We start from the raw sequence: 21,896 nt of genomic DNA, 5'->3' as shown, positions 1-21,896 counted from the left end.
CATGCGTGCCTGCAACCCTCCCGACTGGTCCACCGCTCGCGCCGAGCTCTCCGACCTCCTTGCCTCCGCCGGGTGGCCGCCCTCCCTGATCTCCGACGCCGAGCTCGCGCTCCACGAACTCTTCGTCAACGCCTGGCGCCATGCCGGGAGTCCGGCGCCCATGGTCACCGTCGTCCTCTGCGACCGGCGCCTCCGCGTCTCGGTCTGCGACGACAGCCCGGTCCTTCCCGGCGAGCCCTGCCCGCCCGCGGACCCGCTCTCCCTCTCCGGCCGCGGTCTCCACCTCGTCCGCTCCCTCACCCACCGGTTCGGCGCCGACCCCCGTAAGCAGGGCAAGGCTGTCTGGTTCGAGCTGGAGGCCGCCGCGTGAACCGCCGTCGCCTCCCCATGCAGCCCACCGACCCCCGGATCCGGGCCTACAGCGACGCCCACATCCGCACGCTCCTCGCCGAACTCCAGGAGCGCGGCAGGAAGTTCGGCCTGCTCTTCCCCTCCGCGACCACGGACAAGACCCTCGACGGCCGCGTCCTGGTCTGCTTCAACACCGCGCCGGCGTCGACTCTTCTGAACCTCCTGACGCTCCTCCTCGACGCCGACCGTGAGCGCCCGTCGTGCGGTTCCTGATCGCCGTCGCCTTCCTCACTCTCCTCGCCCTGGCGATGGCCACCGTCGCCCTGGGCGTCATCACCGCACTCAATGTTGCAAGGCCCGATGAAGAGGAGCCCTCCCGATGACGACGGACCCCGCGCGCGACTCGGTCGCCAACGCCCTTGCCGCTGCCCAGTACGCCGTCGCGGCCGCGTTCAACACGTTCTCCGCCGCCTCCGTCACCCCGCCCGTCCCCGACGACTTCGACTGGCCCGCGCTGGAGAACTTCATCCACCACCTGGGCTTCGCCGCCGACGACTCCGAGACGGCCCTCAACCTCTACCGGCTCCTCTTCGCCGTCCAGCGGATCGCCTACCGGGAGGCCGCCGGCCGTAACTCCCCCTGGCTCGCCACCCGCCTCAACCCGCGCTCCCACTGAGCCGACTGCCGATGACCACCGAGGACACCTCCGCCCGGTGCCGCGCTACGAACGCGCGGCACCGGGCGGAGACGTCTCGGTCATCGGTTGGCCTCGACGTGCGCGGGGGCCTTGCCGGCGACAGCCAGCCTGCACTGCCCGTCCTCGCAGGAGCGCTCCAGGCGCCCCCGGGAGATGGTCTGCATGAGCCCGATGGCCCAGCACATCGGGCACCCGCGCAACGCGAGCAGGCCGGCCGGCAGGAGCAGCAGGCTGACCGGCCCGACGACCGGCAGGAGTGCCACCGAGCCCACCAGCGCGCCGAATCCCACCGCGCCGCGCGTCAGGTGCCGGGGCAGCGTCGCGCTGGCGAAGTCGGGGCGGTCAGCCTTCGTTCGGTTCATGGCTTCCTCCACGAGCTGGGTCGGGTGTGGTGCCGAGCGTGTGCCGAACCGCTGCGCGGGCCCGGTGCAGGCGTGACTTCATCGCCGCCGTGCTGAGGCCCAGCGCCTCGGCGACCGTTCGGCCGCTGTGGCCCTGGATGTCCCGCATGATCAGCACTCGGCGCTGGTCAGGTGGCAGGGCGGCGACGGCTGCCGCCACCCTGCCCGCGTCGAGCTGCCGCAGTGCCTCGTCCTCGGCCGAGTCCACGACGACGTTCGCCACGGCGTCCACGACGGCGTCCGGAGCCAGGGGGGAGTGCCGCGTCAGCGTCCGTGCGCGGCGCAGACACTCGTTGCGGACGATCCTGAACATCCACGACGCCAGTGCGCCGGAGGCCCGCAGCATCCCGATCTTGCGGTACAGGATGATCAGGGCCTCCTGCGCCGCGTCCTCGGCGTCCTGAGGGATCGCGCACAGGGAGTGGGCGAAGCGCCGCACGCTCGGATGCGCGCTCTCCACCAGCGCCGCGATCGCGTCGACGTCACCGCCCTGTGCGGCGACGATCAGCTGTTCGCCAGGCCAGGCCGTGTCAGCCACGCCCACCTCGCCTGCGCTTCAGGACGAGCACGCAGGTGCAGAGGAGCACCGCGCCGACAGCGACACCGATACCGATGATCACGACAACCTCCAGGTCATGGCCCGACGTTCGTCGGTCCGGCCATAAGAGGCACGAACCCGGGAAAAGGATTCAGCCCGCGCCCCGAATCTCCGGAGACGTGCCCCGGGGGGCGCCTTCCCGGCACCGGACACTACGGTGCGACCGTGATCAATGACGCGGTTCCGCCCCGAGAAGCCTGACGCCCCATGGACACGATCGACCACGCCTGGGACTGGTGGGACGCCGCCATCGAGGACGCCCAGGAGGGCCGCTGGACCCGCACGCCCACCGAACGCCGGGCGATGGACGACCTCGCCGCCGCGGCCCCCGGGTACGTACCGCCGTCCGCCGAACTCCCCTGGAGTTTCCGCCTGGGCCGCATCGCCGCCTGGGCGGAGCTGCTCCGGCCCGTCGCCCGGGCCGGCGGCTGGGAGCTCACGCCCGTCACCGGCGCCGCCCCGCCTCGGCCCGCGGGCATGGCGGAACTGCTCTCCGCCATTCACGCGGTCGGCGAGCTGGGCGAGACCTGGCTGCGGGGGCTCCCCGCCGATGGCCCGCCGCCGTCCCGCGCGGTCGTCCGGGCCGAGTCCTTCCTCTTCGGCCCGGGCACCGTCGAGGACCTCCGCCAGTTCTTCTACGACTGAACCAAACCCGTAGCCTGCACGCTGTGACGACTCCCTGGCCCGACGAAGCCACCTTTGCCCGCGGCGAGCGGGTGGCGCTGACCACCCCGGACCCGCCCCGGCCCGAACTCGGCCACCTGGGCGCGGAGGTCCTGGGCACCCGGGGCGTGGTCCGCGAATGCGTCGTCAAGGCCGACGACCGCGACGGCGGCCACGTCGGGCCCGTCTACTACGTCGAGACCGAGGACGGCAGCCCCTGGTACCTGCGGCCGGAGTTCCTGGTTTCCCTCGACCCCACCTCCGCCTCCGGGACGACAACCGGGTGAGACTGAGAGCGGAGCTCCACTGCGTCCGCCTCGGCCGGGACGAGTACCGGGTGATCACCCCGGTGTGGCAGAGCGACGGGACCTGCCTGTACGCGAGCCCGGACGGCTGGTTCATGGAGCTGCAGGTCGATCCCCAGGGGGCCGGGGACCTCGCCACCGTCTGTGCTCTGGCCGCCCGCTCCCGGCATTCCCTCGTCCACCTGCCACTGCGTGCCGGTACCCACGGGGGCTGGGGCTCCGGCCGTCCCGCCAAGGGCGTCCCGGGTAGCCTGCACATCACCTGTGCCCCCGGTCGGAGCGTCGGCTGACCGGCGCATCGCCTATGTGCCGACGGCGTTGGGGGACATGTCCTCACCCAGTTCACGGACGATGTCGAGATGACCCGCGTGGCGCGCGTACTCCTGCAGCACGTGGAAGAGGATCCACCCGAGCGACGGTGTCTGCTCCTGCTCGCCGCCCGCGCCGAACCGGCCTCCGGCGGCGCTGTCGGCGGCGAGGGACGTTCCGGTGACGATGGCCCGGGTCTGTTCGCCTCCGGCGTGCAGCGCTGCGATCAGCGTGCTCGCGGTCTCTTCCGGGCCCACGTGCCACCGGCCCGCCGCGTCCTTGTCGCCGTGCGGTTCCGGGACGGGCTCGCCCAGGAAGCCCCAGCGCAGCCACCGCCGTTCCATGTAGACCAGGTGCTTGAGCAGTTCCAGCGGGCTCCAGCCGGACGGCAGCCGGCTGGTGCGCAGCTCGGCCTCGGGCATGTCCGCGATCTTGGTGGCGACCATCGCGCGGAGGTAGTCGAGGTAGCCGAGCAACAGGTCCTGGGGATCGGAGAGTTGCGGGCTCGGCTCGTGCGCGGCAGCTGGTGTCATGGGGGGAATTCTGTGGGACGAGGCCGGGAGTGGGAAGTCGGCCCATCCGACTTCCCACTCCACCGCCCACTACTCCTCGGCCTACTCCTTGGCGGCGAGGGTCGTCAGCGGCAGCGCGACCCGGCTCTCCCAGGCCTGCTCCAGCGCGCGGGTGAACGTTTCGGCGGGCTGGGCGCCCGAGACGCCCAGGCGGCGGTCCAGGACGAAGAAGGGCACGCCCGTCGCCCCCATCGCGCTCGCCGTCGTCTCGTCCTCGCGGACGGCGTCGGCGTAGGCCTCCGGGTCGGCGAGGACGGCGGCCGCGGCCTCGCCGTCCAGCCCGGCCTCGACGGCCAGCTCGACCAGCCGGCCGGCCTCGAACGCCGAGCGCTCCTCGGCGAAGTTGGCACGGTAGAGGGCGTCCAGCAGCTGCGCCTGCCGACCGTGCTCCTTGGCGAAGTGCAGCAGGCGGTGCATGTCGAAGGAGTTCGCCGCGTCCCGGCCCTCGCTCAGGTACGGCAGGCCCTCCCCGCGGGCGTTCTCGGCGATCCGGGCCTCCGCCGCCTCGGCCTCTTCCAAGCTCAGCCCGTACTTGGCGGCGATCAGCGGCACCACGGGGCGGGCGTCCTGCGGCGCGCGCGGGTCAAGCTCGAAGGAGCGGTGGACGACCTCGATCTCCTCGCGGTGCTCGAACCGCTCCAGCGCCCGCTCGAACCGCGCCTTGCCGATGTAGCACCACGGGCAGTTGATGTCGCTCCAGATCTCGACGCGCACGGGACCGCTCTCCTTCCATCGCGCAGGCCTCTCCCGCGCCGATCTCCTGTGCCAACGTGCTCGCGGACCTGAATATTTCAGGACAAGAAATATTCAGGTCGGCGAGCAGGGAGCACGGAGTCGTCGGCTACGGCGCGGCGATCCAGCCCGGGAGCGTGGGGAGGACCGTTTCGGCGAGGCGGTTGAGGGTCGCGTCGTCGAGGGCGCGGCCGTCCTCGCGGAAGACGGAGATCTCGAAGGCACGGCCTGCGGGGGCCTTGGGGTCCTGGGCGACGACGAGGTTCCGGGTGACGGGGCCGGTGTTCGCACCAGGCGCGAGGACGAATGCGTTGGAGGAGTAGGTCACGGCGGGGTGGCCGAGGACGGTGGCGGGCACGGCACGGAACTGCGGCATGCCGATCATGTCCTCGACCGTGGTGGAGCTGTCCGTGAAGCCCACGACGGTGTGCATCAGGCGCACCTCCACCATGGGGTCCTTGCCGAGGGCGAGGGGTGCCGGGTGGGCGGTGGTGACGCGGTCCTCGGGCGTGCCCAGCAGGGTGGGGAGGTCGGGGCGGTTCACCGCGGCGCACAGCGCGGAGTACCCCGGCGGGTCCGTCGGCCTGGGGGCGGTGCACTCGGCCGGCTTCTCGGCGGGCTTCGTCGACGCTTCGAGGAGGCTCACTCCCCACAGGGCGGCGACGACGGCGCCGACCAGCCCGACGGCGGCCAGCAGCTGGAGCCCCGTCCGGGGGCCGCTCTTGCCGGTGTCGGCGGTGTCGGCCGCACCGGTGCCGTCGGTGCCGTCGGTGTCGTCGATCGGGCCGATGCCGTCCGTCGTCTGCGTTTCCATGCCTGGATCCCCCCGTTCGAGGAGCTCGTCCTCGTGTTCCGCCGCAACCCACGGAGCATGCCAGGCGGTCACGTCCGCGGCTAGCTCTTATCGGCCGCCGTGCCGGGGGTTCGCGTGCGGATCGCCGGGCTTGAGCTAGACCGCGCTCCAGCTCCTAGCGTCGTCGCCATGACCAGCACCCGCACCGGCACCACCACCCACCAGCAGCAGCCGCTCGGTTCACCCTTCTCCTTCGCGGCCACCGCCGAGGACGTCACGGCCGGCCTCGACCTCTCCGGCCGGACCGCCGTCGTGACCGGCGGCTACTCCGGTCTCGGCCTGGCGACCGTGCGGGCCCTGGCCGCCGCCGGTGCGCACGTGATCGTCCCGGCCCGACGGCCGGAGGCGGCCCGCGCCGCGCTCCGGGGGACGGGGAGCCGGATCGTCCCCATGGACCTCGCCGACCCGGCCGGCGTCCGCGCCGCGGCCGCGCTGATCCGCGAGTCGACGGCCCGCGTGGACCTCCTGCTGGCCGTGGCCGGGGTGATGGCCACCCCGGAGCGGCGGGTCGGGCCGGGCTGGGAGGGGCAGTTCGCGGCGAACCACCTCGGGCACTTCCTCCTCGCCTGCGAGCTGTACCCGCTGCTGGCCGCGGCGCCCGACGGGGCGCGGGTCGTCGTGAACAGCTCCGCCGGGCACGTGCTGACCGACATCCGCTGGCACGACCCGCACTTCCGCACGGGCTACGACAGGTGGTTGGCGTACGGCCAGTCCAAGACCGCCAACGCGCTGTTCGCCGTGCACCTCGACGCGCTCGGCCGTGAGGACGGCGTGCGGGCGTTCGCGCTCCACCCGGGCAAGATCATTACTGGGCTGCAGCAGGAGATGACCCGCCAGGAGCAGATCGAGCGCGGTTGGGTGGACGAGCACGGCGCGGTGATCGGCGCCGACTTCAAGACGCCGTCGCAGGGTGCCGCTACCGGCCTCTGGGCCGCCACCTCGCCCCTCCTGGACGGCCGTGGCGGCCTCTATCTGGAGGACTGCGAGGTCGCCCGACTCTCCGGCGCGGACACCCCGATGGACGACGGGGGCGTCCGCCCGTACGCCGTCGACCCGGAGGCGGCCGCCCGGCTCTGGGAGCTGTCGCTCGCGGCCACCGGGGCCGCCCCGATCGGCAGTTGAGGCGCCGGCGCTACAGACAGATCCAGCAGTACAGCTGCTCGCCCGCCGCGCGTGCCCGGCGGGCGAGGCCTATGGGCTCCTCGGCCAGCGGCAGGAGGTCGGAGGCGTCGGCGCCGTCCCACTCCTCCGCCAGGGCCCACTGCCCGACGACCTCCGGCAGGCGCTCGTCGGGCACCCCGGCGAGGGCGTCCCGAGCGGTGGTGCCGAGCTCCGTCACCCACGGGCCGGTGGCCCACGGGTCGTCCTCGTCCTGCGGCCCGTCGGGGCCGGGTGGCGGCGTGGCGGGCCAGACCGGCTTCTCCGGCACCACGTCGGGATGCCAGGCCTCCTCGCGGATCGCCGCGACGAGCCGCCCCAGCACGATGTCGGGATCGACCCGCTTCGCCTCGACCCCGTCGAACCCGGCGCCGGACCCGTCGTCGAAGTCCGGGCGCCCGCCGCCCGTGAGCTCCAGCGCCCGCACGACCGCCGCCGCGTCGGGCGCCCGGAAGTAGTCGGTCAGCACACCCATCGCAGCCACCCCTCGTCTCCACACCTGGCGTCAGTGAAGCAGACACCACTGACAATCCGGACACGACGGATGGACGCGGACCGGAGATGCGGACCGGAGATGCGGACCGGAGGAGCGGACCGGAGAAGCGGACCGGCCGGGGGCGGGAGTGGGAAGTCGGACCGGCCGACTTCTCACTCCCGAGCCCCAACAGGGCCGTCAGCAGGCGATGTTGCCGACGCCGAGGTCCGTGTACCGGATAGCCTTCTCCGGAGCTGGACGGCGACCGGGGGGCAGGGGCATGGGCATGGCGCGCGGCGACGAGGGCGACGAGCGGCTGGCGGCCGAGGGGGAGGTCGCGGTCGCCCGGCTGGCGATCGACTCCGGAGACCTCGGGCACGCCGCGGACCACCTCTCCGACGCCATCCTCGCCGACCCGCAGCTACCCGAACTGCACGAGGCGCTGGCCGAGTTGTGCGCGGCGGCCGGCGGACCGGCGGCCGCGCGCGAGCTGTTCCCGCTGGACGGCGAGGTGTACCTCGGCACGGTCGCCTGCCGCGCCCACGTGGAGGCCGCCGCCGGGGACTGGGACACCGCCGTCGGCCTGCTCGCCTCCGCCATCCAGTACGAACCGGCCCGCCCCTGGGCGCACGCCGCCTGGCTGTCCCGCGAGGACCTGCCCGGCCTGGTCGACCCGGACGCCGTCGCCCAGGCGGTGGCCCGCGCCGCTGGTGCGCTGCCCGACCCGCTGCCCGCCGAACTGGCCGAAGCCGTACGGCCCTTCGAGGCCTTCGTACGGTCGGTGCTGGCCCGCCACGACGACCACGCGCTGCTGCTGGCGATGGCCTCCGGTCTGACCCGCCGGCTCGGCGCCACCGCCCACGCCGTCGAACTCGCCGAGCGGGCGCACCGCGCGGCCCCCGGCTACCTGCCCGCCGTGATGCTCGGCAACGCGCTGCGCGCCGACGGCCGCCCGGAGCGGGCGCTCGCCGTCTGGGAGGCCGAGCTGGCGCGGGTCGCGCCGGACCGGTCCGAGTCCAGCAGCTACCTCGCCGTGGACGTCGCCGAGCTGTACGGCGTCCTCGGCCGCCCCGAGGAGGGCCTGTCCTGGCTGGACCGGGTGCTCGCCACCGAGCCCGACCACCCCAAGGCCGCCCCGGCCCGGTACGGGCTGCGGCACGCGCTGGACGGCGACCCGGCGCACCTGCTCGGCCTGGCCGACCACCACCGCGCGCACCCCGACCACGAGTACGCCCAGGACCTGCTGGCGCGGCTGAGCCACCGTGAGCCCTGGCTCGGCATGGTCCCCGGCACGCCCGAGGCCACCGTCAACCTGCTGCACCAGGTCCTCGCGGCGCCCGACACCGACCGGGACACCGCGATCGACTGCGGCGTCTCCACCCTGGAACCGCCCAGCTCGCAGCTGGCCCTGCACCTCGCGCTGCCGCTCTGCACCGTCGTCTACCAGTCCGTCGACGAACCGGACCTCCGGCGGCCGCTGACCGTGGCCACCACCCGGGTCTGGGCCTGGGAGGGCACCGACCCGAGACCGGCCGTCGCCCCGCCCGCGCCGGCGAGCGCCGAACTCGTCCGCGCCGTCGTCGGGATCGTCTGGCCGACCGTCCCGGCCGCCTACGACGAGGCCGTCCGGCTCGCCGGGCTGTCGCTCGACGACCTGCTCGGCGTCCTGGTCCACCCGCCGGTGCCGCGCGAGGACGAACTCGGCCGGGCCCTGCTCGCCCACCAGCCCGAGCTGTGGGTGCGCGCCGTCCAGGCCTTCGCCTGCCTCGGCATCGCGCACCACCGCACCGACCAGCCGTGGGCGGAGTCGGACCGCCGCCGGGTGCTGCTGGACCTGCTGCTCGGACCGGAGGACTGGGTCGCCGAGGCGGCCGGCTTCGCGCTGGTCGCGATCGGCTGGACGCACCCCGAGCTCCGCGCCGACATCGCCGCGCAGCTGCGGCGGCGCCTGCACCACTGCGTCGACGCCCGGCGCGTGCGCGTGGTGACGATCCTGCGCTCGGTCTGCCGGCTGGTGCTCGCCGCGCCCTGGATGCCGCCCGCCGACCGCGACCTGGCCCGGGCGGCCATCCGCGCCGAGGACGCGGAGGACGCGGCCGATGCCGCTGATGCCGCTGACGCCCAGCCGGCCGCGGACCCCGAGCCGGAACCCGAGTCCGAGCGGGCACCCGAACCCGCACCCGAGCCCGAACCGGCCCCCCGGCCGCAGCGCCCGGGCTTCCTCGGACGGATCCTCGGCCGGGGCTGATCCCTCCCGGCCCGGGCCGTCGCAGCCGTTCGCTACCCGACGCCCGGCAGCGGATCCTGGTCGACGTCGAACCGCGCGACCCGCTCCGCCGGGTCCCGGCACTCCGGCCCCAGCCGCAGCATCCGCGACTCCGGGTCGTGCAGCGGCCGGTGGCAGCGGCGGCAGGTCACCCGGGAGCGGAGGGTCTGCGCGGTGTCCGTACCGGGGAGCGGCTCAGGGCTGGTCATGGGGAGACGGTAACGGGCCGGGCCGGGGAAGCCCCCGCCGATGCGTGAAACGATGGCGCCCATGGCCACCGACCGCAGCAGCGCAGGAGACCCGGCGCGCACCCTCGCCCTGCTCTGGGGGCTCACCGCCGAGGAGAAGCCCGGCCGGCGCGGGCCGCGGCAGGCGCGCTCGACCGGTGAGATCGCCGCCGTCGCCGTCACCCTGGCCGACGCCGAGGGCGTGGACGCCGTCACCATGCGCCGGGTCGCCCAGGAGCTCGGGCTCTCCCCGATGGCGCTCTACACCTACGTGCCGGGCAAGGCCGAGCTGCTCGACCTGATGCTGGACACCGTCTACGCGACGATGCCGCGCTCGACCCCCGCCGACGACGGCTGGCGCGCCCGGGTCACCGCCGTCGCCGACGACAACCGCGCGCTGCACCGCGCCCACCCCTGGGTCGCCGCCGTCTCGACCAGCCGCCCGCCGCTGGGGCCCGGTCTGATGGCCAAGTACGAGTACGAGCTGCGCGCCTTCGAGGGCACCGGCCTGCCCGACGTCGAGCTGGACGCCGCGCTGACCCACCTGCTGGGCTTCGTCCAGACCTGCGCCCGGATGACCGCCGACGAGCGTGCCGCCCGGCAGGACAGCGCGATGACCGACGAGCAGTGGTGGTCCGCCAACGCCGAGCTGCTGGCGCGGGTCTTCGACGCCGAGCGCTACCCGGTGGCGGCCCGGGTCGGCGCCGCCGCCGGTGCGGTGCACGGCGGCGCGTACAGCCCGGACCACGCCTACGACTTCGGCCTGGCCCGCGTCCTGGACGGCCTGGCCGCCCTCATCGCGCGGCGGTAGCGTTCGTCACCCGGCGGTAGCGCCCGTCACCCGGCGGTGGCCCGGGCGTCGTACTCCTCGCGGGCGGTGACCACGGCCGGCACCCGCCGCTCCGACCAGCGCGCCAGCGCCGCGACCAGCTCCGCCGCCTCCCGCCCGAGCGGGGTGAGGCTGTAGTCGACCCGCGGCGGGATCACCGGGTGCGCCTCGCGCAGGACGAAGCCGTCCCGCTCCAGCGTCTGCAGGGTCTGGGCGAGCATCTTCTCGCTGACCCCCGAGACCTGCCGCCGCAGCTCGCTGAACCGGTAGCCGCGCTCGTGCAGCGCGCCGAGGACGAGGACGCCCCAGCGGCTGGTGACGTGCTCCAGCACGCCCCGCGACGGGCACATCCGGTCGAAGACGTTGGGCGGGGGGAACTCCCTCAGCTGCTCGCTTACCTTCATGTCAGTACCCTACTTTGAAGTGCGTACTTTCGAAAGGTTAGTGCCACCCCTAGGGTGAGTTTCGAGGTCGGAACCCCATTCCAAGGAGCATCCCCATGTACGTCGTCACCGGTGCCACCGGCCAGCTCGGCCGTCTCGTCGTCGAGGGCCTGCTGGCCGCCGTCCCCGCGAGCGAGGTGGCGGTCGCCGTCCGCTCCGCCGAGAAGGCCGCCGACCTGGCCGCGCGCGGCGTGACCGTCCGGGTCGTCGACTACGACCGGCCGGAGACCCTGGCCGACGCCTTCGCCGCCGGCGACCGGGTGCTGCTGATCTCGGGCAGCGAGGTCGGCCGCCGCATCCCGCAGCACCGGGCCGTGGTGGACGCCGCCGCGGCCGCCGGGGTGGCGCTGCTCGCCTACACCAGCGCGCCGGGCGCGGCCACCTTCCGGCTGGCCGACGAGCACAAGGCGACCGAGGAGCTGATCCTCGCCTCCGGCCTGCCGTACGCGCTCCTGCGCAACGGCTGGTACACCGAGAACTACCTGGGCGACGCGGCCGGCACGGTGGCCCGCGGCGTGGTCCTCGGCAGCGCCGGGGAGGGCCGGATCGCCACCGCCCCGCGCCGCGACTACGCCGACGCGGCGGTCGCGGTCCTGCGCGGCGAGGACGCGAACGCGGTGTACGAGCTGAGCGGCGACGCCGCCTGGAGCCTGCCCGAGCTGGCCGCCGAGCTGGCGAAGGCCTCCGGCAAGCCGGTCGAGCACCGGGACGTCGCCCCGGCCGAGCACCTGGCCGTGCTGGTCGGCGCGGGCCTGCCGGAAGGCTTCGCCGAGGTCCTGGTCGACGTGGACGCCGGCATCGCCCGTGGCGAGCTGGCCGGCACCCCGGGAGACCTGGCCCGGCTGATCGGCCGCCCGACCGTCCCGCTCGCCGACTCCGTCCGGGCGGCGCTGACCGCCTGATCGCCTTCACTGCCCTGACCGTCTGAGCTCCTGAAACGGCCCCGGCTGTCCGGCACGCAAGCACTGTCATGACCAAAATACGGAAACGGAGATGACAGTCCGCCCTTCCGCCCGCTACGGTCACCTCGACCACACGCGCGCGGAAGGGCACTCGGCCATGCCAGAGACAGACCAGCGGGACAACGGCCGGGGCCTCTGGTACGGCTTCGCGGCCTACGGCATCTGGGGGCTCTTCCCCCTGTTCTGGCCGCTGCTGGAGCCCGGCGCCGCCGACGACATCCTGGCCAACCGGATGGTCTGGTCCCTGGTCGCGGTCGTCCTGCTGCTGGTCGTCCAGCGGCACTGGAGCTGGATACGCCCGCTGCTGCGCCAGCCCCGCCGGGTGGCCATGCTGGCCGGCGCGGCCGCCGTGATCTCGGTCAACTGGGGCGTCTACATCTGGGGCGTCAACGCCGGGCACGTCGTCGAGACCAGCCTCGGCTACTTCATCAACCCCCTGGTCACCATCGCCTTCGGCGTCCTGGTGCTCAAGGAGCGGCTGCGCGTCGCGCAGTGGACGGCGGTCGGCGTCGGCGCGCTCGCCGTCGCCGTGCTGACCGCCGCGTACGGGCGGCTGCCGTGGATCGCGCTGACCCTGGCGCTCTCCTTCGCCACCTACGGCCTGCTGAAGAAGAAGGTCGGGCTGAGCGGCCTGGAGAGCCTGGCCGCCGAGAGCGCCTTCATGTTCCCGTTCGCCCTCGGCTACCTGGTCTACCTGGAGGTCAGCGGGCGCGGCACCTTCGGGCACACGGTGGCCGGCTCGTACGGCCTGGGCCACTCCGGGCTGCTGATGCTCAGCGGGGTGATCACCGCGATCCCGCTGCTGTTCTTCGGCGCGGCCGCCGTCCGGGTGCCGCTGACCGTGCTCGGCCTGCTGCAGTACCTGGCGCCGGTCTTCCAGTTCCTGATCGGCGTCGCCGTCTTCCACGAGTCGATGCCGCCCGCCCGCTGGGCCGGCTTCGGCCTGGTCTGGGCCGCGCTCGCGCTGCTCACCTGGGACGCGCTGCGCCAGGTGCGCGCCGACCGCGCGCTGCGGGCCGCGGCCGTGCCACGGCCCGCACCGGCGGATCAGTCGGCCGAGGCCGCGGCAGCCGTCACGCGCTGATGTCCCGGCTGGTGAAGCGGGACCAGGCGGCCGAGCCGAACACGGCGACGTAGGCGGCCTGCAGCCCGAGGTCCTTCAGCACGCCGTCCCAGTACATCGGCTCGCGCAGCAGGTCCGAGAAGCTGAGCCAGTAGTGGGTGAACAGGAACGGCCTGATCGCGTCCAGCTGCGGGAAGGCGTCCAGGATCTGGACGGTGATCACCAGCCCGACGGTGGCGGCCATCGCCGCGATGCCGCTGCCGGTGAGCGTGGAGACGAACAGCCCGATCGCCACCAGCCCGGCCAGCGAGGCGGCCACCACCCCGGCCACCAGCACCGCGCGCAGCAGCGCGTCGGCCAGGCCGATGGTGTCCCCGGAGATCAGCGTGACCTCGCCGAGCGGGAAGAGCGCGGCACCGGTGGCCAGGGCCGCCACCGCGACCGCCGCCGTCGCGGCCAGGCAGAACACCAGACCGGCGGTGAACTTGGCGGCCAGCAGCCTGGTCCGCCCGGCCGGGGCGACCAGCAGGTAGCGCAGCGTCCCGGTGGCCGCCTCGCCCGCGACCGCGTCCCCGGCGACCACGCCGACCGTCATCGGCAGGAACACCGGCAGGGCGACCGCCAGCGCGGTGAAGACCAGGAACAGCCCGTTCTGGGTGGTCTGCGCGATGAAGCTCGGACCGCCGCCGCCCTCGTGCGGGCCGTCCGTGTTGAGCTTGACGACCACCCCGATCAGGACCGGCAGCACCGCCAGGATCCCCAGCAGCACCTTGGTGCGCATCCGGCGGAAGGTCAGGTGCAGCTCGTTGCCGAACAGGGCCAGGAACCCGGCCGTCGTCCGCGGCCGCCGGCCGACCGCCGGTACCGCCTCGGTCCGCCCGGCCGTCCCGGTCCCTCCGGCCGCCTCAGCCCGCGACATCGAAGCCCTCCCCGGTCAGCGCCACGAAGGCGTCCTCCAACGTGCCCCGCTCCAGCCCGAAGCCGTGCACCCGCACCCCGGCCGCGACCAGCGCCGCGCACAGCTCGGGCAGCGCCTCGTCGTCCCGCTCGCCGAACTCGCCGTCCACCCGGTCCTCGCCGGGCACCAGGGCGGTGACCCGGTGGGCCGCCAGCACCTCGACGGCCCGCGCCACGTCCGGGGTGCGGACCACCAGCCGGCCCTGCGCCCGGGCGGCCAGCTCGGCGACGGTGCCCTGCACCACCAGCCGGCCGCGGGACATCACCGCCGCGTGGGTGCAGACCTGCTCGATCTCGTCCAGCAGGTGGGAGGAGAGGAACACCGTGGTGCCCTCCGCCGCGACCTCCCGGATCAGCGCCCGGATCTCCCGCATGCCCTGCGGGTCCAGGCCGTTGGTCGGTTCGTCCAGCACCAGCAGCTCGCGCGGCTGCAGCAGCGCGGAGGCCAGCCCCAGGCGCTGCTTCATGCCGAGCGAGTACGCACGGGCCTTCTTGCGCGCCGCGGCGCTCAGGCCGACCCGTTCCAGCGCCGTGTCGACCCGCTGCGGGCGGGTGCGCGGGTCGGCGGTCGGGTCGGCGGCGTCGAACCGGATCAGGTTGTCCCGCCCGGAGAGGAAGCCGTACAGCGCCGGGCCCTCGATCAGCGCGCCCACCCGGGGCAGCACGGTGGCGACGGACTGCGGCATCGGTTCGCCGAGGACGGTGGCCACGCCCGAGGTGGGGGCGATCAGGCCCATCAGCATCCGGATGGTGGTGGTCTTGCCGGAGCCGTTGGGGCCCAGGAAGCCGAAGACGGAGCCGCGCGGCACGGCCAGGTCCAGGCCGTCCACGGCGAGCTGGCCGCCCCGGAAGCGCTTGGTCAGGCCGCGGGTCCTGATCACGTCGTCGGAACCGAGGAAAGCTGTGGCGGTGGGGGAAGCGGGCGGAAGAGGAGCGGGGGCCGGGCGCGGTTCCGCGCCCGGGCCCCCGGCCGACTCCGTAACGTCCCCCGTTACGGGAGCCTTGGTCATCCGTCAGTTCACCCCGGCGGCGTGCTGCAGGACCGGCAGGGTCACCGCGCCGGCGAAGACCCGGCCGTCGTCGGCGAGCAGGACGTTGACGACCTTGGTGCTGATCAGGGTGCCGCCGGCGACCTGCTTGCCGAGCGACTTGATCAGCCCCTGCGGGTTCACCGAGCCGCGGCCGGCGTGCTTGCCGTCCTTCGGCACCTCGACCGGACCGCCCGGCAGCTGGGTGGCGACCACGGCCGTCCAGCCCTCGCCGATCACGTTCAGGTGCTCGTGGTCCCCGGCGTCGGCGCCCGCCGCGGCCTTGCCCTCGGCAGCCGCCTCGGCCTTGCCCTCGGCAGCCGCCTCGGCCGCCGCCTGGTCCGCCTTCTTCTCCGTCACCTTGGCGCCCTTGGGGGCGGTGAAGTCGAAGGTCTTGGCGGCCGGCTTGGCGAAGGAGACGTCGGTGAAGCGGAGGTCCAGCACGGTGGTGCCGTCGATGGACTTCACCGCCACCGCGAGCGGCACGCCGTTGTCGGCGGCCACCGCGATCCGGACCTCGGCGACGGTGGAGCCGCTCTGGGTCGGCTTCACGCTCAGCTGGTAGGCCTTCTGCCCGGCCACGTTGGCCGTCCCGGCCACGGTGACCGAGGTGGTGCCGGCGCTCGCGGTCAGGACCTGCCGGGCGGCCTCCTGCGGGGTGGTCGGCAGCTCGGACAGCGGTGCGCCGGGGTGCTGATCGGCCTGCTTGCGGGGCAGCTGGGCCGCCGCTCCGATCAGGTGCAGCGCGCTGTTGGTCGAGCTGTCCCAGGCCCAGGCCTGGTCTCCGTTGCGGACCATGGTGTAGCCGGCCATGTTCTCCATCATGTCGACCCGCTGGTGCTCGGGGCCGTCCACGGCGACCCGCAGCGTGCGGTCGCCGCCGAGCAGGCCGAGCAGCTTGCCCTGCGGGTCGGCGGGCGAGGACTGGCCGCTCGCGCCGGTGCCGCCGGAGCCGACACCGCCGCCCGCGCCGCCGAGCCCGCCGGCCATGCCCAGGAGCTGGCTGGGCAGGCCGAGGTCGGTGCTGACGGTGACCGTCCCGGAGAGGGCCTGGGTCTGTGAGCCGAGGGCCTTGGCCACGATCTGCTCCGCCGTCAGCGTCGGCAGGTCGGGCGGGGAGTCGGCGGCCAGCGCGGGCACCAGCCCGATGCCCGCGGCGATCACCGCGGCCACCGCCACCGGCACCCCGGCGCGCACCAGGACGCGCCGCCGCGAGCGGTACGGCACACCGCCGTCCAGCTCGTCCCCGGTCGCCTTGTCATTGGTCATGGCGTACTCAACTCCTCTGCGGACACGTCCGTTTGCCCTTGCCCCTCCATTAGAGGCCGCCGCGCCGCCGCCGGCATCGCCCTGCAGGGCCAGATCGGGTTGGCCTTCGTGGGTACGCCGACCCTGAGACGGCCTCAGGGTTGCTCATCCCGGGGTCGCACCCCTGGCGTAGGGTCGCGCCATGGACGGAACCGCCATGGACGCAAGCACCCCGCCGACCGCGAACGCGATGCGCCGCGCCCTGCGCCGCGCCCGGGACGGCGTCGCCCTCGACGTGACCGAGGCCGCCGTGCTGCTCCAGGCCAGAGGCGAGGACCTGGACGACCTCTGCGCGAGCGCCGCCCGGGTGCGCGACGCGGGCCTCGAAGCGGCCGGCCGGCCCGGGATCATCACCTACTCCAAGAGCGTCTTCATCCCGCTCACCCGGCTCTGCCGCGACAAGTGCCACTACTGCACCTTCGTCACCGTCCCCGGCAAGCTGCGCCGGGCCGGCCACGGGATGTTCATGTCCCCCGACGAGGTGCTGGAGGTGGCCCGGCGCGGCGCCGAACTCGGCTGCAAGGAAGCCCTGATCACGCTCGGGGACAAGCCCGAGGACCGCTGGCCCGAGGCCCGCGAGTGGCTGGACGCGCACGGCTACGACGACACCATCGCCTACGTGCGGGCGATGTCGATCCGCATCCTGGAGGAGACCGGCCTGCTGCCGCACCTCAACCCCGGGGTGCTGAGCTGGACGGACTTCCAGCGGCTCAAGCCGGTCTCCGCCTCGATGGGCATGATGCTGGAGACCACCGCCACCCGGCTGTGGAGCGAGCCCGGCGGCCCGCACTTCGGCTCCCCGGACAAGGAGCCGGCCGTCCGCCTCCGGGTGCTGGAGGACGCCGGCCGCAGCTCCGTCCCGTTCACCAGCGGCCTGCTGATCGGCATCGGCGAGACGTACCGGGAGCGCGCCGAGTCGCTGTTCGCGCTGCGCAAGGTCTCCCGCGCGTACCACGGCATCCAGGAGCTGATCCTGCAGAACTTCCGCGCCAAGCCGGACACGGCGATGCGCGGCATGCCGGACGCCGAACTGGACGAGCTGGTCGCCACCGTGGCGGTCGCCCGCCACCTGCTGGGCCCGACGGCCTGCCTGCAGGCCCCGCCGAACCTGGTGGACGGCGAGTACGAGCGGCTGATCGGCGCCGGCATCGACGACTGGGGCGGCGTCTCCCCGCTCACCCCGGACCACGTCAACCCCGAGCGGCCCTGGCCGCAGATCGACCGCCTGGCCGAGCGCTCGGCGGCGGCCGGCTTCGAACTGCGCGAACGCCTCGCCGTCTACCCCGAGTACGTGCGCCACGGCGAGCCCTGGCTGGACCCGCGGGTGCTGCCGCACGTCCGCGCGCTGTCCGACCCGGAGACCGGCCTGGCCGACCCGGACGCGGTGGTCCGCGGCCTGCCCTGGCAGGAGCCCGAGGACCTGCCGCAGGCGTACGGGCGGACCGACCTGCACACCGCCGTCGACACCGAGGGCCGCACCGGCGACCGCCGGGCCGACTTCGAGGACGTGTACGGCGACTGGGAGGTGCTGCGCGAGCAGGTGCTCGCCGAGGGCGCGCCCGAGCGCCTCGCCGGGGACCTCCGCGAGGCCCTCGCGGTGGCCGCCGACGACCCGGAGAAGCTGACCGACGACCAGGCGCTGGCCCTGTTCCACGCCGACGGCCCGGCCCTGGACGCGCTCTGCCGGATCGCCGACGACGTGCGCCGGGACGCGGTCGGGGACGATGTCACCTACTGCGTCACCCGGAACATCAACTTCACCAACGTCTGCTACACCGGCTGCCGCTTCTGCGCCTTCGCGCAGCGCCGCACCGACGCGGACGCGTACACCCTGTCGCTGGAGCAGGTCGCCGACCGGGCCGCCCAGGCCTGGGAGGTGGGCGCCACCGAGGTCTGCATGCAGGGCGGCATCCACCCGGACCTGCCCGGCACCGCCTACTTCGACATCGCCCGCGCGGTGAAGGAGCGGGTGCCCGGCATCCACGTGCACGCCTTCTCGCCGATGGAGGTGGTCAACGGCGCGACCCGCACCGGACTGTCGATCCGTGACTGGCTGCAGCGGGCCAAGGAGTCGGGCCTGGACACCATCCCGGGCACGGCCGCCGAGATCCTGGACGACGAGGTCCGCTGGGTGCTCACCAAGGGCAAGCTGCCGGCCGCCACCTGGGTCGAGGTGGTCACCACCGCGCACGAGCTGGGCATCCGCTCCTCGTCCACGATGATGTACGGGCACGTGGACACCCCGAAGCACTGGCTCGGCCACCTGCGGCTGCTCGCCGGGATCCAGCAACGCACGGGCGGCTTCACCGAGTTCGTCACCCTGCCGTTCATCCACACCAACGCCCCGGTCTACCTGGCCGGCATCGCCCGGCCCGGCCCCACCGCGCGGGACAACCGCGCGGTGGTCGCGATGGCCCGGCTGCTGCTGCACCCGCACATCCCCAACATCCAGACCAGCTGGGTCAAGCTGGGCGCCGAGGGCGCGGCCGAGATGCTCCGCTCCGGCGCCAACGACCTGGGTGGCACGCTGATGGAGGAGACCATCTCGCGGATGGCCGGTTCGGCGTACGGCAGCTACAAGTCGGTGCGCGACCTGCAGGCGATCGCCGAGGCGGCGGGCCGCCCGCACCGCCAGCGCACCACCACCTACGGCGAGGTGCCGGCCGAGCGGCAGGCCGCGGCCAAGGCCTCGGACGGGCACCTGCCGGCGCTGCTGCCGCTGCTGGACTGAGCGGACCGGGTCCGGCCGCCGGGCGGGCGGCGGCGGGACCCGGGGAGGGGACGGGCGACGGGCCGGAGCGGGGCACTCCAGTTCGAGGGATGCCGTCGATCCGCACGGGGCGTCGAAGTACAGTGCGAGGGCGCGCGACCGGCCGAGCGTCGTGCGGCCCCCGTCCCGAGGAAAGGCGCCCCGTCGTGATGCCACTGTGGTCACGCGCCCAGCAGCAGGACTACCGCAGCAGGGTGCGGGGCTGCCTGCTCGGCGGGGCCGTCGGCGACGCGCTCGGCGCCGGCGTCGAGTTCGAGGCGCTGGAGAAGATCCGGGCCCAGCACGGCCCGCAGGGCGTCACCGGCTACGTCCCCGCGTACGGGCGCACCGGCGCCGTCACCGACGACACCCAGCTCAGCCTGTTCACCGTCGACGGACTCGTCCGCGCCCACATCCGGCGCGACACCGGCAGCTGGCACCCGCCGACCGACCTGCACCTGGCCTACCTGCGCTGGGCCGCCACCCAGCGCGACTGGGGCCCGGACGAGCGCCGCCCCGACCTCGGCTGGCTCGGCCGCGAGGAGTGGCTGTACGCCCAGCGGGCCCCCGGCCAGGGCTGCCTGTCCGGCCTCACCGGGCCCGACGCCGAGCGGCTCGGCACCCTGGAGCGGCCCAAGAACCCGCACTCCAAGGCCAGCGGCACGGTCGTCCGGGCGGCGCCGTTCGGCCTGCTCACCACCTGGGAACCGGGCCTGGTCTTCCAGCTGGCGGTGGAGTGCTCGGTGCTCACCCACGGCCACCCCACCGGCTACCTCGCGGCGGGCGCGTTCGCGGTGATCGTCCAGTCGGTGGCCCGCGGCGGCACCCTGGAGGAGGGGGTCCACCTCGCGCTGGCCCTGCTCTCCGAGCGGCAGGGGCACGAGGAGACCACCACCGCGCTGCGGGGCGCGCTGGACGCCGTCCGGGCCGGCGAGCCCTCGGCCGACCGGGTCGAGGCGCTGGGGGAGGGCTGGGTCGCCGAGGAGGCGCTGGCGATCGGGGTCTACTGCGCGCTGGTCGCCCACGACGTCCGCTCGGGCCTGCTGCTCGCCGTCAACCACTCCGGCGACAGCGACGCCACCGGCTCGATCTGCGGCAACCTGCTCGGGGTGCTGCACGGGGACACCGCGCTGCCGCCGGGCCTGGTCGCCGGGGTCGAGGGACGCCAGGCGATCCTCGAACTCGCCGACGACTTCGTGCTGGAGCTGATGCACGGCACCGAACTGCACGACCCGCGGACGCCGGAGGGCGCCAACTGGTCCGCCCGCTACCCGGTGGGCGGCTGAGGCGGGACCCCGGCGCGGCGGCCCGGTGCGGAAGGCCGGGTACGTCAGTCCTGCGCCTCAGCCCTGCACGTCGGCCCGAAACGGCAGTTGCCCGTAGCGCCGACCGCCGCGGGGCGACGGACAGCGCTACGGGCAACTGGTCCGGGTACGGGAACCGCCCGACGGGATCAGCCCGGCAGCTCGCCGAAGGCGCCGGTCGCCGCCGCCGAGGCGAAGGCGTTCCAGGCCTGGGTGGAGAACCGCAGTTGGGGGCCCCTGGGATCCTTCGAGTCCCGGACCGCCACCTCCCCCGCGCCGGGGAGGGCGATCTCCACGCAGGCGCCTTGGCCGCCGCTGTGACTGCTCTTGCGCCATCGGGTTCCGTACTCGGACGGGGTGATCATTCGTGGAAGTCCTTTTCGATGTCGGCTATCAGCGACCGGCTCTCCGCGACACCGAGTGCGGCCGCTCTCAGGTAGTCGTACAGACCGGTATAGCGCCGCACATCAGCCTCCTTCTCCAGGTAGAGATCGCTCGTCACACCTTCGAAGTAGACAACCGTGGAATCGGCTGACTCCGGGAACTCCAGCAGGGAGAATGTCCCGGTCATGCCGGGGTGCGCGCCGTGCGAGAACGGGATCACCTGGATGGTGATGTTCGAACGCAGGCTGAGCTCCAGCATCTGCTGCAGCTGCCGGGCCATCACCTCCTTGCTGCCGACCTCGCGACGCAGCGCCGCCTCGTCTATGACGGTCCACAGGCTGCCCAGCTGGTTCTCGCCGTGGACGCGCTCCTGGCGCTTCATCCGGACCTGGACCCGTCGTTGCACGGCGACCGCGTCGGTGTCCGGCTGGGTGCCCTCGACCACGGCCTGGGCGTACTGCTCGGTCTGCAGCAGGCCCGGGACGAAGGAGGACTCGTACGCGCGGATCGAGGAGGCCTCGGCCTCCAGTCCGATGTAGACGCTGTACGGGGTCGGCATGTCGTTGAAGTCGTGCCACCAGCCGCGCTGGCGCGACTCCTTGGCCATCTCCATGAGGCTGGCGCGCATCTGCTCGTCGGCCACCTTGTACACGTCGCAGAGGTCGCGCACGTCCCGCTGGCTGATGCTGCGGCGGCCGTTCTCCAGTCGGCTGATCTTCGACTGGGAGACCATCAGCCGGCCGGCGACCTCCTCGGCCGTCATGCCGAGGCCCTCGCGGAGCTTGCGCAGCTCGGAACCGAGACGTCGGCGTCGGACGGTGGGATTGACGTTGGCGGACACTTCGACCTCCGGCCGAACCTCTGGTGATCGTTGGAACGGCAGTCCTCGGAACACTTCGGACATTGGGACCAACCCCCCTGACTTGGAGCAGCATGACACCTTGGGCCAGGTCGGCGCCGGGGAATCACAGCAGCGCGGTAGAACGGATCATCGGAAAAGCGCTTCTGTGAGACGGCGAAAGCCCCCAGGTGGTAATGCGACTCGGCGACTCGGACAGATAGTGCGACGGGTACCCCCGGGCGGTCCCGCACATGCCACCGGCACGTGCGGGGGCAGGCCGCCGGGGCCCCGGGGACGGCAAGAGGGGCGGTCGCCGGGCGACTTGCGTCGCGGGGCGACCGCCCCTCGGTGCTGCTGGTGGTGCTCGTCGTAGCGGTGGTGCCGGTCGTTCCGGTGGCGCTGGTCGTACGGGTGGTGCCGG

Annotated in this window: 27 protein-coding genes; 14 read left to right on the top strand and 13 right to left on the bottom strand. The window is 73.8% G+C overall.

Annotated features, from left to right (window positions below):
* Position 1: 1 nt before the first annotated feature.
* From ACYP53_RS05755 to ACYP53_RS05740, 4 genes are read left to right on the top strand one after another with little or no spacing between them, the layout of a single operon-like run.
* Complete coding sequence (locus ACYP53_RS05755; RefSeq protein ID WP_459646795.1) at positions 2-370, top strand: ATP-binding protein; 369 nt, start codon at positions 2-4, stop codon at positions 368-370.
* Positions 367-624, top strand: a complete 258-nt coding sequence (locus ACYP53_RS05750) for a hypothetical protein (RefSeq protein ID WP_459646794.1) — start codon at positions 367-369, stop codon at positions 622-624. The genes ACYP53_RS05755 and ACYP53_RS05750 overlap by 4 nt, the downstream gene beginning before the upstream one ends.
* Positions 612-734 (top strand): hypothetical protein, encoded by a 123-nt coding sequence (locus ACYP53_RS05745; RefSeq protein WP_459646793.1) that lies wholly within the window; start codon positions 612-614, stop codon positions 732-734. The genes ACYP53_RS05750 and ACYP53_RS05745 overlap by 13 nt, the downstream gene beginning before the upstream one ends.
* Positions 731-1,027 (top strand): hypothetical protein, encoded by a 297-nt coding sequence (locus ACYP53_RS05740; RefSeq protein ID WP_459646792.1) that lies wholly within the window; start codon positions 731-733, stop codon positions 1,025-1,027. Before ACYP53_RS05745 ends, ACYP53_RS05740 begins: the two co-directional genes overlap by 4 nt.
* An 80-nt stretch (positions 1,028-1,107) precedes the next feature.
* On the opposite strand, the gene ACYP53_RS05735 is transcribed toward ACYP53_RS05740, so the two are convergent.
* Positions 1,108-1,410: a hypothetical protein gene (locus ACYP53_RS05735; protein WP_459646791.1), complete on the bottom strand. Its 303-nt coding sequence runs from the start codon at positions 1,408-1,410 to the stop codon at positions 1,108-1,110.
* Complete coding sequence (locus tag ACYP53_RS05730; protein ID WP_459646790.1) at positions 1,391-1,987, bottom strand: RNA polymerase sigma factor; 597 nt, start codon at positions 1,985-1,987, stop codon at positions 1,391-1,393. Before ACYP53_RS05730 ends, ACYP53_RS05735 begins: the two co-directional genes overlap by 20 nt.
* 267 nt (positions 1,988-2,254) lie before the next feature.
* Between ACYP53_RS05730 and ACYP53_RS05725 the strand changes: the two genes are divergently transcribed.
* From ACYP53_RS05725 to ACYP53_RS05715, 3 genes are read left to right on the top strand one after another with little or no spacing between them, the layout of a single operon-like run.
* Positions 2,255-2,692, top strand: a complete 438-nt coding sequence (locus ACYP53_RS05725; protein WP_459646789.1) for a hypothetical protein — start codon at positions 2,255-2,257, stop codon at positions 2,690-2,692.
* Between the two features lie 23 nt (positions 2,693-2,715).
* Positions 2,716-2,997, top strand: a complete 282-nt coding sequence (locus ACYP53_RS05720) for a hypothetical protein (RefSeq protein ID WP_459646788.1) — start codon at positions 2,716-2,718, stop codon at positions 2,995-2,997.
* The gene (locus ACYP53_RS05715; protein ID WP_459646787.1) at positions 2,994-3,305 is read left to right on the top strand and encodes a hypothetical protein; all 312 of its coding nucleotides are present in this window, start codon (positions 2,994-2,996) and stop codon (positions 3,303-3,305) included. The genes ACYP53_RS05720 and ACYP53_RS05715 overlap by 4 nt, the downstream gene beginning before the upstream one ends.
* Before the next feature lie 12 nt (positions 3,306-3,317).
* Here the strand turns inward: ACYP53_RS05715 and ACYP53_RS05710 are convergent, their stop codons facing one another.
* From ACYP53_RS05710 to ACYP53_RS05700, 3 genes are all read right to left on the bottom strand, one after another.
* A complete protein-coding gene (locus ACYP53_RS05710) occupies positions 3,318-3,857 on the bottom strand; it encodes a mycothiol transferase (RefSeq protein WP_459646786.1) in 540 nt (179 codons plus the stop codon).
* 81 nt (positions 3,858-3,938) lie between these two features.
* Positions 3,939-4,610 carry a DsbA family oxidoreductase gene (locus ACYP53_RS05705; RefSeq protein ID WP_459646785.1) on the bottom strand — a complete coding sequence of 224 codons (672 nt, stop codon included), beginning with the start codon at positions 4,608-4,610 and terminating at the stop codon, positions 3,939-3,941.
* A 127-nt stretch (positions 4,611-4,737) separates the two neighbouring features.
* Positions 4,738-5,442, bottom strand: coding sequence for a DUF6215 domain-containing protein (locus tag ACYP53_RS05700; protein WP_459646784.1), 705 nt, complete (start codon positions 5,440-5,442; stop codon positions 4,738-4,740).
* Between the two features lie 168 nt (positions 5,443-5,610).
* Between ACYP53_RS05700 and ACYP53_RS05695 the strand changes: the two genes are divergently transcribed.
* Positions 5,611-6,603: an oxidoreductase gene (locus ACYP53_RS05695; protein WP_459646783.1), complete on the top strand. Its 993-nt coding sequence runs from the start codon at positions 5,611-5,613 to the stop codon at positions 6,601-6,603.
* A gap of 10 nt (positions 6,604-6,613) precedes the next feature.
* On the opposite strand, the gene ACYP53_RS05690 is transcribed toward ACYP53_RS05695, so the two are convergent.
* Complete coding sequence (locus ACYP53_RS05690; protein WP_459647955.1) at positions 6,614-7,114, bottom strand: hypothetical protein; 501 nt, start codon at positions 7,112-7,114, stop codon at positions 6,614-6,616.
* A 280-nt stretch (positions 7,115-7,394) separates the two neighbouring features.
* On the opposite strand from ACYP53_RS05690, the gene ACYP53_RS05685 reads away from it, so the two are divergent.
* Positions 7,395-9,362 carry a tetratricopeptide repeat protein gene (locus ACYP53_RS05685; protein ID WP_459646782.1) on the top strand — a complete coding sequence of 656 codons (1,968 nt, stop codon included), beginning with the start codon at positions 7,395-7,397 and terminating at the stop codon, positions 9,360-9,362.
* Positions 9,363-9,394: 32 nt separating this feature from the next.
* Here the strand turns inward: ACYP53_RS05685 and ACYP53_RS05680 are convergent, their stop codons facing one another.
* Entirely contained in the window at positions 9,395-9,589 is a 195-nt protein-coding gene (locus ACYP53_RS05680) for a DUF6011 domain-containing protein (RefSeq protein WP_189925181.1), read from the bottom strand.
* Positions 9,590-9,650: 61 nt separating this feature from the next.
* On the opposite strand from ACYP53_RS05680, the gene ACYP53_RS05675 reads away from it, so the two are divergent.
* The gene (locus ACYP53_RS05675) at positions 9,651-10,418 is read left to right on the top strand and encodes a TetR/AcrR family transcriptional regulator (protein ID WP_459646781.1); all 768 of its coding nucleotides are present in this window, start codon (positions 9,651-9,653) and stop codon (positions 10,416-10,418) included.
* A gap of 26 nt (positions 10,419-10,444) precedes the next feature.
* Here ACYP53_RS05675 and ACYP53_RS05670 read toward each other — a convergent pair whose 3' ends face one another.
* Positions 10,445-10,840 (bottom strand): winged helix-turn-helix transcriptional regulator, encoded by a 396-nt coding sequence (locus ACYP53_RS05670; protein ID WP_189925185.1) that lies wholly within the window; start codon positions 10,838-10,840, stop codon positions 10,445-10,447.
* 95 nt (positions 10,841-10,935) lie between these two features.
* On the opposite strand from ACYP53_RS05670, the gene ACYP53_RS05665 reads away from it, so the two are divergent.
* Together ACYP53_RS05665 and rarD are read left to right on the top strand one after the other, a co-directional pair.
* On the top strand, positions 10,936-11,781 hold the full coding sequence (locus tag ACYP53_RS05665) for an SDR family oxidoreductase (protein ID WP_189925187.1): 846 nt from the start codon (positions 10,936-10,938) through the stop codon (positions 11,779-11,781).
* A gap of 157 nt (positions 11,782-11,938) precedes the next feature.
* Complete coding sequence (gene rarD, locus ACYP53_RS05660; protein WP_189925189.1) at positions 11,939-12,925, top strand: EamA family transporter RarD; 987 nt, start codon at positions 11,939-11,941, stop codon at positions 12,923-12,925.
* On the opposite strand, the gene ACYP53_RS05655 is transcribed toward rarD, so the two are convergent.
* Genes ACYP53_RS05655 through ACYP53_RS05645 form a run of 3 tightly spaced genes read right to left on the bottom strand, consistent with a single transcriptional unit; the run spans position 12,915 to position 16,158 of the window.
* Positions 12,915-13,823, bottom strand: a complete 909-nt coding sequence (locus ACYP53_RS05655; RefSeq protein ID WP_189925191.1) for an ABC transporter permease — start codon at positions 13,821-13,823, stop codon at positions 12,915-12,917. The two genes, rarD and ACYP53_RS05655, sit on opposite strands and share 11 nt — an antisense overlap.
* Positions 13,810-14,871: an ABC transporter ATP-binding protein gene (locus ACYP53_RS05650; RefSeq protein WP_189925193.1), complete on the bottom strand. Its 1,062-nt coding sequence runs from the start codon at positions 14,869-14,871 to the stop codon at positions 13,810-13,812. Before ACYP53_RS05650 ends, ACYP53_RS05655 begins: the two co-directional genes overlap by 14 nt.
* 3 nt (positions 14,872-14,874) lie before the next feature.
* The gene (locus ACYP53_RS05645; protein WP_459646780.1) at positions 14,875-16,158 is read right to left on the bottom strand and encodes a LolA family protein; all 1,284 of its coding nucleotides are present in this window, start codon (positions 16,156-16,158) and stop codon (positions 14,875-14,877) included.
* 181 nt (positions 16,159-16,339) lie between these two features.
* On the opposite strand from ACYP53_RS05645, the gene ACYP53_RS05640 reads away from it, so the two are divergent.
* Both ACYP53_RS05640 and ACYP53_RS05635 read left to right on the top strand, forming a co-directional pair.
* Positions 16,340-18,928, top strand: a complete 2,589-nt coding sequence (locus ACYP53_RS05640) for a bifunctional FO biosynthesis protein CofGH (RefSeq protein WP_459646779.1) — start codon at positions 16,340-16,342, stop codon at positions 18,926-18,928.
* A 188-nt stretch (positions 18,929-19,116) separates the two neighbouring features.
* Entirely contained in the window at positions 19,117-20,232 is a 1,116-nt protein-coding gene (locus tag ACYP53_RS05635; protein WP_189925195.1) for an ADP-ribosylglycohydrolase family protein, read from the top strand.
* A gap of 167 nt (positions 20,233-20,399) precedes the next feature.
* Here ACYP53_RS05635 and ACYP53_RS05630 read toward each other — a convergent pair whose 3' ends face one another.
* Entirely contained in the window at positions 20,400-20,615 is a 216-nt protein-coding gene (locus ACYP53_RS05630) for a DUF397 domain-containing protein (protein WP_189925196.1), read from the bottom strand.
* Positions 20,612-21,475: a helix-turn-helix domain-containing protein gene (locus tag ACYP53_RS05625; protein WP_189925198.1), complete on the bottom strand. Its 864-nt coding sequence runs from the start codon at positions 21,473-21,475 to the stop codon at positions 20,612-20,614. The genes ACYP53_RS05630 and ACYP53_RS05625 overlap by 4 nt, the downstream gene beginning before the upstream one ends.
* Between the last annotated feature and the right edge of the window lie 421 nt (positions 21,476-21,896).

The sequence above is a fragment of the Kitasatospora sp. Ki12 genome (assembly GCF_054601375.1).
The sequence above is the reverse complement of the archived record's forward strand: the minus strand, read 5'-3'. Positions and strand labels throughout refer to the sequence as shown.

Coding starts and splice junctions, on each gene's coding strand:
- ACYP53_RS05755 (WP_459646795.1), top strand. CDS start 2: ATGCGTGCCTGCAACCCTCCCGACTGGTCCACCGCTCGCGCCGAGCTC.
- ACYP53_RS05740 (WP_459646792.1), top strand. CDS start 731: ATGACGACGGACCCCGCGCGCGACTCGGTCGCCAACGCCCTTGCCGCT.
- ACYP53_RS05735 (WP_459646791.1), bottom strand. CDS start 1,410: ATGAACCGAACGAAGGCTGACCGCCCCGACTTCGCCAGCGCGACGCTG.
- ACYP53_RS05725 (WP_459646789.1), top strand. CDS start 2,255: ATGGACACGATCGACCACGCCTGGGACTGGTGGGACGCCGCCATCGAG.
- ACYP53_RS05710 (WP_459646786.1), bottom strand. CDS start 3,857: ATGACACCAGCTGCCGCGCACGAGCCGAGCCCGCAACTCTCCGATCCC.
- ACYP53_RS05700 (WP_459646784.1), bottom strand. CDS start 5,442: ATGGAAACGCAGACGACGGACGGCATCGGCCCGATCGACGACACCGAC.
- ACYP53_RS05695 (WP_459646783.1), top strand. CDS start 5,611: ATGACCAGCACCCGCACCGGCACCACCACCCACCAGCAGCAGCCGCTC.
- ACYP53_RS05690 (WP_459647955.1), bottom strand. CDS start 7,114: ATGGGTGTGCTGACCGACTACTTCCGGGCGCCCGACGCGGCGGCGGTC.
- ACYP53_RS05685 (WP_459646782.1), top strand. CDS start 7,395: ATGGGCATGGCGCGCGGCGACGAGGGCGACGAGCGGCTGGCGGCCGAG.
- ACYP53_RS05680 (WP_189925181.1), bottom strand. CDS start 9,589: ATGACCAGCCCTGAGCCGCTCCCCGGTACGGACACCGCGCAGACCCTC.
- ACYP53_RS05675 (WP_459646781.1), top strand. CDS start 9,651: ATGGCCACCGACCGCAGCAGCGCAGGAGACCCGGCGCGCACCCTCGCC.
- ACYP53_RS05670 (WP_189925185.1), bottom strand. CDS start 10,840: ATGAAGGTAAGCGAGCAGCTGAGGGAGTTCCCCCCGCCCAACGTCTTC.
- ACYP53_RS05665 (WP_189925187.1), top strand. CDS start 10,936: ATGTACGTCGTCACCGGTGCCACCGGCCAGCTCGGCCGTCTCGTCGTC.
- rarD (WP_189925189.1), top strand. CDS start 11,939: ATGCCAGAGACAGACCAGCGGGACAACGGCCGGGGCCTCTGGTACGGC.
- ACYP53_RS05655 (WP_189925191.1), bottom strand. CDS start 13,823: ATGTCGCGGGCTGAGGCGGCCGGAGGGACCGGGACGGCCGGGCGGACC.
- ACYP53_RS05650 (WP_189925193.1), bottom strand. CDS start 14,871: ATGACCAAGGCTCCCGTAACGGGGGACGTTACGGAGTCGGCCGGGGGC.
- ACYP53_RS05645 (WP_459646780.1), bottom strand. CDS start 16,158: ATGACCAATGACAAGGCGACCGGGGACGAGCTGGACGGCGGTGTGCCG.
- ACYP53_RS05640 (WP_459646779.1), top strand. CDS start 16,340: ATGGACGGAACCGCCATGGACGCAAGCACCCCGCCGACCGCGAACGCG.
- ACYP53_RS05635 (WP_189925195.1), top strand. CDS start 19,117: ATGCCACTGTGGTCACGCGCCCAGCAGCAGGACTACCGCAGCAGGGTG.
- ACYP53_RS05630 (WP_189925196.1), bottom strand. CDS start 20,615: ATGATCACCCCGTCCGAGTACGGAACCCGATGGCGCAAGAGCAGTCAC.